The sequence below is a fragment of the Anabaena sp. CCY 9910 genome (genome assembly GCF_963920875.1).
Lineage (GTDB): Bacteria > Cyanobacteriota > Cyanobacteriia > Cyanobacteriales > Nostocaceae > Trichormus > Trichormus variabilis.
In genome coordinates this window covers 42,461-54,764 of record NZ_CAWUDJ010000026.1, presented here as the reverse complement: position 1 = coordinate 54,764, position 12,304 = coordinate 42,461, and the positions used below count along the sequence as shown (strand labels likewise).

The window sequence follows — 12,304 nt, the reverse complement described above, 5'->3', positions numbered from 1 at the left end:
TGGAGTTATGCAATGTCATCCACCGCAATTACAACAGTTATCAAAATGATGGAGTCTCTACCCGTAGAGATTCAGGCGCAAGTTGCGGAACATCTTCGAGAGTATATTAGCGATCTACAAGATGAAGCACGATGGGAACAATCGTTTCAGAAGACACAAGTCAATCTGGTTGCTGCGGCTCGTCGTGCTAGAGAAGAAATCGCTCAGGGAGAAGCCTCCCCGATGGACTATGACCAACTATGAAATCAGCCACGTTGCGATCGTTTTGGGCTGCGTATCGACGGTTAAATGATGAAGTTAGGCTGAGTGCGCGGAAAGCTTATCGACTTTGGGCAGAAAATCCATTTCAAATGTATTAACAGTGAGGAAGGAATTTGGTCTGTCAGAGTGAATCGAAATTATCGCGCGCTTGGTGTGTTAGATGGTGACACTGTGACATGGTTTTGGATTGGTAGTCATGATGACTATGAGCAATTTTACTCTTGATCTCAAGTGGGAATAGGGGTGTAAGGGTGTAGGGATTTTTAACTCAATCCCCAGTCCCCAATCCTCAAGACGCTTGATTTGTGATTGTCTTAGGGGAATCATCGACTTTTAGTTTCACCCAGGTGAAAAAGGGAATTGCTAAAAGCTGGGTTGCAGAGGAGAAGACGATCAATGTAGTGATGGAATGGTCGTATAGAATCCCCATGAGAGCGCTGCCTAAGAACCAGGATAGACCGTAGCCAGTGCTGAAAATGCCGTAGGCGGTGGCGCGTTTATGTTTGGGAACCATACCGGCGATCGCCGCTTTTAAAATGGATTCTTGCGCTCCCATGCCTATACCCCAAAATGCTATACCTAAAAGTGCCAGATTGGTATCGCCTAAAAATACCAGTGGGGCAAATAAACATGAGATAAAAGCCGCGATAATTAAGATAGAAATGCCTAGTCGGTCAAATACGTAGCCAAATATTAAAGCAGCGATCGCATCTACACCCATTGCTAAGGCGTAAAACAGAGGTATGGTCTCCCCTGTAGCAATGCCTGATTTTTGAAAATGGAAGGCAATTAGGGGAAAATCTGCATATCCGGCGGCAATAACAGCTACTGCACCTAGATAAATCCAAAATATGCGGGGTAATCCTTCTTGTTGTTTCTGTTCCTCTGTTTCCTCTTCAAAATCACTGGGGTTGGGATAGAGAAATTGTAATACTAATAACACCACCAATCCCAAGACCGCAGGTACAATCAAAATTGTAAAGGCGTGACGATACTCTCCCTGGAAATAGACCATTGCAGCCACAGCCAAAGGCCCCATAACTGCACCGGTCTGATCCATTGCTTCATGTAAACCAAAGCCAAAGCCTCTGCCAATTTGACTCGCGCCGTGGGAAAGCAGCGCATCTCGTGGGGGAGTACGCACGGCTTTACCAGTACGTTCAGCCATCATCAAACCTGCGGCTGCTTCCCATCTTCCGGTCAAGGCTAACAATGGTACAACGGCAGTGTTGAGGATGTAACCTAAGGTTGTAATTCCCCAATATTTCCGTGACTGGTCGCTGAGATAACCAATCACTAACCGCAAGCCATAGCCAATTAACTCACCAAAACCAGCTACCAAGCCTACCACAGTGCCGCTAGCACCTAAAACCTGTAAATAAGCCCCTGTGATACTGCGCGCCCCTTCATAGGTCGCATCGGCGCAAAGGCTCACGAAACCTAATAAGATGACAAACCTCAACGCGGCTGATTTCTGTGGCATACCATTCTTTGTAATTTACGGCTTCCATATTGAAACACCGAATTACAAAAAACAGTTGTTGATGAACTGCAAAATTAGATTGTTTATGCTTTTAAATTTAATTCATGAGAATTAAGCGGAGTGGATCTAAATGCACATACCAAGGAAATGGTTTTTCTTTGATATTTAGCCATTTTTCTTTGAAGACTTCTGCTTGGAGATGATAATCTTGTGGGCTGTTGGCTGGGGAATGGAGTTTTAAAAATAATGTGATGCGATGGGGTGTTTCACTTGTTCGTACTAGCCAGCAGGGGAAGGTGTTTTCTTGGTTGGGGTCATTGGTAAAGGTGATTTGATGGGCGCGGATACCAATGTGAGATAATTCGTTGGGAATTGGTGCAATAACTTTGAGATGACAACCCCAATCGATCGCTTCTATTTGTTGCCCTGATTCAACAATAGCGCTGGAGAAGTTTTTACAGCCAGTGATTTGAGCCACACTGACAGTAGCGGGACGTTCAAAAATCTCATATTTAGAACCATAATGTACTGGGCTACCGTCCTCCAATACCAAGAGATTGGGGCAAATGCGGTAAGCTTCTTCCATGTTATGGGTGACAAATAAAGATACACCTTGGTAGTCTGTGAGGGTTTCCATCATTTGCTGTTCTAATTGACTCCGTAGGTGGGTATCAAGGGCTGAAAATGGTTCATCTAACAGCAAAGCTTCTGGTTGACTGGCTAAAGCCCTAGCTAAGGCTACCCGTTGTTGTTGTCCTCCCGAAAGTTGGTGGGGATAGCGATCGCCTAATCCTTGCAACTGCATGGCGATGAGTTGTTCTTCCACCTGCACCCGTATGCTGTTGTCTGAGAGTCTTTTGGGTAAGCCAAAGCCAATATTTTGCGCCACTGTCATGTGGGGAAACAGGGCATAATTCTGGACTAAAAAACCAATGCGGCGATCGCGGCTAGGCAAATTAATCCCCTGTTCGGAATCAAATAATACCCTACCATTCAAAACTATCCGTCCCCTGGTTGGTGTTTCAATCCCCGCAATACACCGCAGAATCATACTCTTACCTGCACCTGAACCTCCCAACAAACCCAAAGGTTGTTCATCGGTGGTGAAAGCAACTTTTAGATGAAAACTGGGCAGATGTTTTTCTATATCTACCAACAGTTCCACTTGAGAAGCAGGCGCAGACAACAAAACTACCTCACTCCCTTGTGCTTTTGTCTGTTTTACTTGTCCCCCTCGTCCCTTCTTTTCCCTCACCTCTTGCCAGAAGTTAACAGCAAGAATCCCCGATAGGGAAATCACCATAATCATAATTGCCCAAAACCAAGCCTCATTGGTCGCCCCCGCTCCCACTGCAAAATAAATTGCCATTGGGATTGTTTGCGTTTGTCCGGGGATATTCCCAGCCAACATTAACGTTGCACCAAATTCACCCAAAGCACGGGCAAAAGATAGCATTGTCGCGGCTACAATCCCAGGGAATGCCAAAGGTAAACTGATACGCCAAAAGATAGTAGATTCACTAGCCCCCAAGGTTCTCGCTACCCGCAGCAAATTACCGTCAATCTGGGCAAAGGCTCCCAGTGAGGTTTTATACATGAGAGGAAAAGAGACAATTGTCGCAGCGATCGCCGCCCCATACCATGTAAAAACTATACTGAAGTCAAAAAGCCCCATCAGTTTCCCCATAGGGCCGTTTTTCCCGAAAAACAGCAGTAGCAGAAAGCCGACAACCGTAGGGGGTAAAATCAAGGGAGCGACAAAGATACCTTCAATCAAAGATTTGCCTTTACCGCGATAACTCAACATCCAATAAGCAGCAGCAATTCCTAAAAAGAAGGTGATAAATGTGGCAAGTAAGGACGTTTTGAGTGATATCCAAAGCGGCGACAAATCCAGTGGCATGGTGATATATGTGTAGAGTTCGTAATTTGTAATTACTTTGCGCTCAGAGTTTTATGAATTAGCAACAAATCTTGTAGTAATTAAGATTCCTCTTCTGGCTTCAAATAATAATCTACCAACTTTTTACGCAAAAGGTTGGTAGATGACAACAAATTACCGAATATACTTAAAAGTCAATGGTCAATAGTCAACATTGCAAGACTTTTGACTATTGACTATTGACTATTGACAACTGACCACTGACAACTAACCACTAACTAATTACCCTGATTTTTATAACTAGCAACAGCTTCCCTCAGATTTCCTTGATGTGCTGATAAGAGCCGATCGCCTGCGTCTTTATCCAAACCAGTCCAGTGCATCACCAGCGCCAGTTTTACCCATTTACCACTACGTTCTAATAAAAAACCAGCCGCTTCCCGACTTAACCCGGTGAGGTCTTCCAAAATTCGCAAAGCGCGATCGCGTAACTTCTGATTTGTGACTGCTACATCCACCATACGATTACCGTAAACTTTGCCCAGCTTGACCATCACCCCAGTCGAGAGGATATTTAAAGTGAGCTTGGTAACTGTACCGGCTTTGAGACGTGTGGAACCAGCCAATATTTCTGGCCCTGTTAACAAGCGAATATCAATATCGGCTGTAAAACTCACTTGTTCAGCAGGAACACAAGCGATGAAAATTGTCAAGGCTCCCCGTTGACGAGCAGAGTTAATTGCACCTTGGACAAAAGGCGTTGTCCCACCAGCCGTAATACCAACAACAACATCTAACTGGGTAATATGACGTTGAGCGATCGCTGCGTCTCCATCTTCCGCCCGGTCTTCTAAATCTTCCGAACTGCGTACCAATGCACCAGCACCACCAGCAATAATTCCCTGTACCAACTCTGGGGGGGTACAAAAAGTTGGTGGACACTCAGCCGCATCTAACACGCCTAACCTACCACTGGTTCCAGCACCAACATAAAACAAGCGTCCTCCCTGACGCAGGCGATCGGCTGTTTGCTCAATTGCTGTCGCAATCTGGACTTTAGCCGCAGCCACCGCCTCCACAGTCTTGAGGTCTTCACTATTAAACAACTCCACCAATTCCAGAGAACTGAGTTGATCTAAGTTCTGACTCAGAGGATTGACTTGTTCCGTCAATAAATGCCCACGTTCCTGCAAATTTGCCATGTATGTGATTTCCCCTGCCATTATGTAACTTAGTCCAAAATCTTCATGTACAGACGTTGCATGAAACGTCTCTCATGACTAAACGACTAAGTTACAACAATCCTTCCAATTTGCGACGAATATTTTCCAACTCAGTCTCAGAAAACTCCGAATCTTGAGCCGGTGGTACTAGGTCAGACTCAAAAATTTCGTCCTCAGTATCCTCGTCATCATACTGACCATCAGGTTGCCAGTCAGTTTCTTCCACGTTAATATCTGGGGGAATTACGAGGTCGCTATTTTCTGGGATTAATTCCCAATCATAATTAGCACTGGCGCAAAATTCCTTAACATCCTCCGCATCAATTCCTTCTACTGTGGGAGTGGGGAAATCCTGCGCTTCCAACATGAGGGCAAAACGGACAGCATCATCTTGGGATTCAAACATGAGAATTTTATTGCGATCGCCCACACGAACGGTATGAATCCCCTCATTTTCCGTATTAGCGTTGAAAATTAAAACAAAAACCCGCATTGGCGTAATCATCTATTATATGTTCCGAGGCCTATTGATTAATTAAAGTTCTAGACCGTGTACCTGGGAAAGTCACAGCAATATTTTCACTTTAATTCAGATTTGACTGACAATATTAATGGTTTATTTTCCCGCATTGAGGATATGGGAGATGAAAAAGTAGGGTAGCAAAGAGCAAAAATTTTGATTCACCAGTCAACAGTCCCTAGTCAATTTCACTCACCGAGTTGATCCGAATGTCAAAAGTCCCAATTGATTTGTATCCTGGTATTGGCATAGTAAACGCAAATGCCAAATAATGCTTGCAGTGCGTCAACCACCTCCAGCAAATAAAAGTAAACTCATACCATGAATAACCCTCCCAAGCAAAATCAAAGCCCACAAACCTCACGTAGGAGTCTATGGTTGCTGATTTTGAGTCGTGGCGGTATGGCAGTAGGTGGACTTTTAATTGTGGGTTTGATGGGAGGTGTTTGGCGTTTATGGACTTTCGTACAGAAGGAATTAACACCGTTAGCCCAAGAAAGTCTGACTACAACTCTTAACCGTCCCGTACAACTGGGAAAAGTCACTAATTTTTCCTTAACTGGAGTACAGTTTGCGGCTTCGTCCATTCCTGCTACGCCTACAGACCCGGATAAATTAACAGTGGATGCGGTGGAAGTGGGTTTTAATCCACTGCTGTTAGTTTTTAATCGCCAGTTAAAACTAAATGTGACTTTAGTTAATCCTGATGTTTACATCGAACAGGATAACCAAGGACGCTGGATTACTACGACCATAGCGCCACCAGGTGCAGCAGGAGCGATTAAAACAGATTTAGATCATATTAATTTCCGCAATGGTAAGTTGTCGCTGCTACCACAGGTGAGAAATTTGGCAGTAGGTGCAGCTAAAACCACGCCCCCTTCATCTTCTTTATATCCCTCTGCCTCCTGCCCCCAGCCCCCCTGCCTCCTGCCTCCATTAGAATTTTCGCAACTCAATGGAAAGGCTCAAATACTGGAAAACAACCAGCTAATTAAGTTCTCAGCTAAAGGTATATCTGATAGCGGGGGCAGTGTGGAGATGGAGGGCGAAGTACGTCCTAAGACGACTGCGGCGAATATTCAAGTGCGAGGACAAGAATTACTGGCGGCGGATGTTAGTCGCTTGGTAAAGTTACCAGTGGGTCTAGAAGCCGGTAAAGTTAATGGTGATTTGCGAGTTGAATTATTACCAGGACAAACCCCTTTACTATATGGCAGTGCTGATTTGCAAAAGGTGACAGTCCAAATTCCTCGCGCACCGCAAGTATTGACAAATACCCAAGCTAATGCTTACTTCCAAGGCACAGAAGTAAAATTAGAAAATGTCGTGGCTAACTATGGCAGCATACCTCTAGTGGCGGCGGGAACCATCGACACCAAAGTAGGCTATAAGCTAGCAGGGCGTGTTAACTCAGTCAGTGTAGCCAATGCCCAAAACACACTCAAATTAAAATTGCCTGTACCTGTGGCTGGACAATTACAAGCCGATTTGCAGGTGGTGGGGGCTGCTAATCAGCCTATTCTTTCAGGTACAGTTAAGACTATCAATACTGCCCGCATCGATAAAGTTAATTTTCAAAGTATTAGTAGTAAGTTTGAGTTTTCGCCCAACGACGGCTTAGTTAGTTTGGCAGATGTCCAAGGCAAGACCACAACAGGCGGCACAATTACTGGTGGTGGCAGAATCTTAGTTGGGGAAAATGCCCAACTGAATCTGAATTTCATTGCCAGGAATGTAGCCGGAGATGCGATCGCCAAACTATACAATGCCAATACGCCATTTCAAATTGGTACTGTATCGGCTACTGCTCAAGTCACAGGTACGCCCACCAATGTCAGGACTTCTGTAAACTTTGCCGCACCGCAGGCAGTCTATCCCGCCACTGGGGAAGTGATTATCGGCGCTAACCGTAACATTAACTTTCGCAATGTGGCTGTGAGGGTTGCGGGTGGCACAGTGCGGGGTTATGGCAATTTTGCTAATGAACGTTGGCAGGCTGTAGCTCAAGCTAATGGGGTGAATTTGGCACCATTTGTCAACCAGAATCAACTAAAAAATGTCTCCTTAGCAGGGGCGCAATTTAACGGTCGTTTAATTCTGGCTGGTACTGCTACACCCTTTCAAATTGCCAGCATTCGTACAGAAGGGGCAGGGGTACAAATTGGTGGCGGGACAGTTACAGTCTCTAACATTCAACTGCAAGACCAAGCTTTTGCTGCCAAACTGGTGGCGAATAATGTCCGCCTAGCACGCATCCTGAAAAATGCGCCGCCAGCTTTAGCTAATCCTTTGGCTGGGACATTCCAAGTCGCTGGTAACAGAGAAAACTTCAGCCTCAAAACCTTACAAGCTACAGGTGATGCCCGCCTTAGTGTAGGTAGAGGAACAGTTACGGCCGGGAATATTCAATTAGCTAACGGTGTATATCAGGCGCAAGTCCAAGCCAGTAACGTCCCTGTGCAACGCCTGGCAACCTTACCACCCCAGTTTCAAGGTAATCTGACCGGGAAATTTGCTGTTACTGGTTCTGCTGAGTCCTTCAGCCCCCAATCTATCCAAGCCAGTGGTCAAGCACGGTTAAATGTTGGCAATGGTACGATTACCTCCTCCAACATTCAATTAGCTAACGGTAGATATCAAGCGCAAGTCCAAGCCAATAATGTCCCTGTACAACGTTTAGCCGCCGTACCACCAAAGTTTCAAGGTAATTTAACTGGACAATTTAATGTTGCTGGTTCCGTTGCACCCTTCAATCCCCAATCTATTCAAGCCAGTGGTCAAGGGCGCTTAAATGTCGGCAATGGCACAATTACCGCCTCTAACATTCAATTAGCCAATGGTAGATATCAGGCACAAGTCCAAGCCAATAATGTCCCCGTACAACGTTTAGCCGCCGTACCGCCTCAGTTTCAAGGTAATTTGAACGGGCAATTAAATCTGGCTGGTTCTGTTGCATCTTTTACTTCCCAATCTATCCAAGCCAGTGGTCAAGCACAGTTAAATGTTGGCAATGGCACCATCACAGCCTCTAACATCCGAGTTACAAATGGTAACTATCAGGCGCAAGTCCAAGCCAATAACGTCCCTATACAACGTTTAGCTGCTGTACCGCCCCAGTTACAAGGTAATTTGAACGGGCAATTTAATGTTGCTGGATCTGCTGCATCTTTCAGTCCCCAAAGCATCCAAGCCAGTGGTCAAGCACAACTACAAGTAGCGGGAGGGGGTACGATTAATGCGGCGAATATCCAACTAGCTAAAGGTCGTTATCAGACTGTAGTGGCGGCGACTGGGGTGCAGTTACATCGTTTTAATCAACAGTTGCGGGGTCAACTTGCTGGTCAGTTGCAACTAGCAGGTAACTTGGGTTCGACGCGGTTAGCGGATGTCAGTGCTGCGGGTCAGGTACAATTAACTCAAGGCATTCCTGGTGTTGAGCGTCCCCTGAATGCTGTGATCGCCTGGAATGGTGAAAGGTTAACAATTCAACAAGCTACAGCCCCCGGTTTAAATGTTAGTGGTGATATCTTAGCCAATGCCACTAAACCAGGCATACCAGAAATTACCGCCCTCAATCTCAACGTCCAAGCCCAGGACTTTAATCTACAACAGTTACCAGTCACCTTACCAAATCAAGTAGCTGTCACAGGAAGGGCAGATTTTAACGGTAAAGTTACAGGTAAATTGCCTTTGCCCAATGTCAACGGGCAACTCAGCTTAAAGGATTTAGTAGTCCAAAATATTGCTTTTGAACCCTTATTAACAGGTAGGATTCAATCTGGACAAGGATTGAATTTAAATTTAGCCGGGAATAGCGATCGCCTCGCCCTGAGTTTAGACAGTAATAATCGCCCCCAATCTTTCCTAGTACAATGGCAACAAGCCTTAGCCTCCGGTCAAGTTAAAGGCAATGATTGGGCTGTAAAAGTTGCCAACTTCCCCCTAACACTTTTCAACTTGTCACCACCCCCAAGTCTGCGTTTAGGTGCTGGTAAAGTAGCCGGGACAGTAACAGGGGATGTGCAGTTTAACCAACGTACATTTGCGACTAACGTTAATTTGGCGATCGCTAATCCCGAAATTGGCAGAATTAAAGGCGATCGTCTCACAGCCCAATTCCGTTACAGTGATGGTACAGCCACCCTCACCAGTAGCCAATTTATTAAAGGCAACAGTCGTTACGCCTTAGCTGGTAATTTTGGGCTGACCCCCAAAGGCCCCCGCGTCCAAGGCAAGCTGAACGTCACTCAAGGTAACATCCAAGATGTGCTGACAGTAGCACAAATCTTTGATTTACAAGATTTCCAGCGTAATGGAGAACAACCCAACTACGGTAGCGCCTCTGACCTCAAAACCTACGCCCAAGGTTTGCCAGATCAGTCTTTATTCGACCAAATCAAGCGCTTTTACGAAATTGATGCGATCGTCGCCAAACAAGAAGAACAACGTAATGCTTCACCCATACCAAACCTAGCAGATTTGCAAGGAACTTTTAACGGAGAAGTGGCTGTAGACACTGCCACTGCCAATGGTTTAGCCGTACAGTTCAATTTGAATGGTCAAAACTTTGTCTGGGGTAAGGAAACAGAACCCAATCGTTTTTATCGTGCCGATAATATCATTGCTGAAGGTAGTTTTGCTGATGGGGTTTTGCAGTTGCGACCAGTGCGTATTGAGTCCGAGAATAGTTTGTTAGCCTTCACAGGTAATATAGGCGGGAACGAACAATCTGGACAATTGCGCGTAAATAACTTTCCTATTCATTTACTCAATAACTTCGTCAATCTCCCAGTCGGGGTGACGGGAAATCTCAGTGGGACAGCCGCTTTAGCTGGCAGTATTGCTAACCCTCAAGCCAGAGGAGAATGGCAAATCACTGATAGTACACTCAACCAAAAACCTGTCGAATCAGCCACAGCTAGTTTTAGTTATGCCAATGGTCGCTTAAATTTTGGTAGTACCGTAGCTATTGCTGGGCCACAACCGGTAAATATTTCAGGTAGCATACCTTATCAGTTACCTTTTGCCTCAGTCGCTCCTGATAACAATCAAATCAGTTTGGATGTCAAAGTTGAAAATGAAGGATTGGCACTATTAAATCTATTAAGTAATCAGGTAGCTTTTGAAAAAGGTCAGGGTCAAATAGACTTGAAGGTAAGTGGAACCAGAGAACAGCCCATAGTTGAGGGTATTGCTACTATCCAAGATGCTACTTTTGCGGCTCAAGCTTTACCAGGAAAAGTCAGAGGTGTTACAGGTAGAGTCCGGTTTAATTTTGACCAAATTTTAGTAGAAAGTCTGGAAGGCAGATTTAGTCGCGGACAAGTACAAGCATCTGGAGCAATTCCTGTATTCGACAACAGTAGTGTCACTATCGAGAATCCTCTAACTGTCAACCTTGAGCAGCTAAGATTGAATCTCAAAGGCTTGTATCAAGGCGGTGCTAGCGGAAATATTCAAGTTACTGGTTCTGCCCTCAACCCTAGAATCGGTGGTAAGGTAGATTTGTATAACGGTCAAATATTATTAGCAGAATCTAGTGATACTAACCAACCTGCAAATAATGTTTCTGCCATATCACTGACGAAGTTTAACAAACAAGATACACCCATAACTAGCAGTGCCAACACGAGTTTCAATAATTTAGAACTGGAGTTAGGTAAGGACGTAGAAATTGCCCGTCCTCCCCTTCTCAGCTTCGCTGCTACAGGAAATCTAAAAGTTAACGGTTCTTTAGCTGATCCCATACCTGTAGGCACTATTCGCTTAAGAAAAGGTGGCGTGAATTTATTTACAACTCAGTTTAACCTGACTCGTGGTTACGAACACACCGCTACCTTTAGAGCTAATCAACCCCGTGATCCCGATTTAGATATTCAACTACTGGCTAAAGTGCTAGAGGTGGTGCAGAACAGTGACTTAAACAGAATTAATTCCGTCGGGTTAGGTGCTTTAGAAACTGTGAGAGTTGAAGCCAATATTAAAGGCCCAGCCAGCAGACTGAATGAAACCTTAGAATTAAGAAGTAGCCCCTCACGCAGTGAAACTGAATTAGTCGCCCTTTTAGGTGGTGGATTTGTCGATACTCAAGGACGTGGTGACAGTACCTTAGGTTTAATTAACATCGCCGGGTCAGCCGTTTTCGGTAACTTTCAATCTGCTTTTAATCAAATTGGTACTGCTTTTGGTTTAAGTGAACTGCGAATTTTCCCCACTGTGATTTCTGACAATCCAGAAGCTAGTAATAGTAATAGCAGTAGAGTGGGTTCCAGTATAGAATTGGCAGCTGAAGCGGGAGTAGATATTTCTAACAAGTTCTCTATTTCTAGCATTAAAATTTTAACGGCAAATGATCCTTTCCAGTGGGGTCTTAATTACCGTATCAATGATGAGTTTCGTATACGTGCTTCTACTAATTTAGAAGATGATAGTCGTGCAGTAATTGAGTATCAAACTAGGTTTTGAGAATGGGGAATGGGGAATTGTTAATTGGTAATTAGTTGGGCTTGATATTGGTAGTTCAGGCTAAATTCCAACCAAGGGCGGTGGCTACTTGACCAGCTAATTCTAGCGGATTGAAGGGTTTGGCGATCGCACTCACCATCCCCAATTGGGAGTAGCGGCGACGGTCAGAGGCTTGGATTTTGGCGGTTAATAAGATTACTGGTATTTTTTGGGTGACGGAATTGGCTTGCAGTTTCTCAAATGTAGCGATACCATCCATATCCGGCATCATCACATCTAGTAAAATTGCATCTGGTTGGTAAGTCTCGGCTTTATTTATGCCTTCTTGTCCTGAACTGGCTGTGACAACCTCCCAGCCTGCAACTGTTTCCAAGCAAATCTTGGCAACTTCTTGAATATACTGCTCGTTATCGACCACTAAAATTCGTTTGTTGTTCATAGTTAAGTTAGTTATTAGTCATTAGTCA

General features: G+C 44.8%; 7 protein-coding genes. 2 read left to right on the top strand and 5 right to left on the bottom strand.

Features of this window, described 5'->3' with window-relative positions:
* Positions 1–12 precede the first annotated feature (12 nt).
* Positions 13–243 carry a hypothetical protein gene (locus ACM5QX_RS18660; protein WP_414754883.1) on the top strand — a complete coding sequence of 77 codons (231 nt, stop codon included), beginning with the start codon at positions 13–15 and terminating at the stop codon, positions 241–243.
* A 307-nt stretch (positions 244–550) separates the two neighbouring features.
* Here the strand turns inward: ACM5QX_RS18660 and ACM5QX_RS18655 are convergent, their stop codons facing one another.
* The 4 genes from ACM5QX_RS18655 to ACM5QX_RS18640 all read right to left on the bottom strand — a co-directional run bounded on the left by ACM5QX_RS18655 (position 551) and on the right by ACM5QX_RS18640 (position 5,354).
* Positions 551–1,744, bottom strand: coding sequence for an MFS transporter (locus ACM5QX_RS18655; RefSeq protein WP_414754882.1), 1,194 nt, complete (start codon positions 1,742–1,744; stop codon positions 551–553).
* A 97-nt stretch (positions 1,745–1,841) separates the two neighbouring features.
* On the bottom strand, positions 1,842–3,647 hold the full coding sequence (gene modB / locus ACM5QX_RS18650) for a molybdate ABC transporter permease subunit (protein WP_414754881.1): 1,806 nt from the start codon (positions 3,645–3,647) through the stop codon (positions 1,842–1,844).
* A gap of 257 nt (positions 3,648–3,904) precedes the next feature.
* Positions 3,905–4,828, bottom strand: a complete 924-nt coding sequence (gene murQ, locus ACM5QX_RS18645; RefSeq protein WP_414754880.1) for an N-acetylmuramic acid 6-phosphate etherase — start codon at positions 4,826–4,828, stop codon at positions 3,905–3,907.
* A gap of 91 nt (positions 4,829–4,919) precedes the next feature.
* Positions 4,920–5,354, bottom strand: a complete 435-nt coding sequence (locus ACM5QX_RS18640; protein ID WP_011317129.1) for a DUF3110 domain-containing protein — start codon at positions 5,352–5,354, stop codon at positions 4,920–4,922.
* A 336-nt stretch (positions 5,355–5,690) separates the two neighbouring features.
* Here ACM5QX_RS18640 and ACM5QX_RS18635 point away from each other — a divergent pair, with 336 nt between their 5' ends.
* Positions 5,691–11,837: a translocation/assembly module TamB domain-containing protein gene (locus ACM5QX_RS18635; protein ID WP_414754879.1), complete on the top strand. Its 6,147-nt coding sequence runs from the start codon at positions 5,691–5,693 to the stop codon at positions 11,835–11,837.
* 55 nt (positions 11,838–11,892) lie between these two features.
* On the opposite strand, the gene ACM5QX_RS18630 is transcribed toward ACM5QX_RS18635, so the two are convergent.
* Positions 11,893–12,276, bottom strand: a complete 384-nt coding sequence (locus tag ACM5QX_RS18630; protein ID WP_041455909.1) for a response regulator — start codon at positions 12,274–12,276, stop codon at positions 11,893–11,895.
* Positions 12,277–12,304 lie beyond the last annotated feature (28 nt).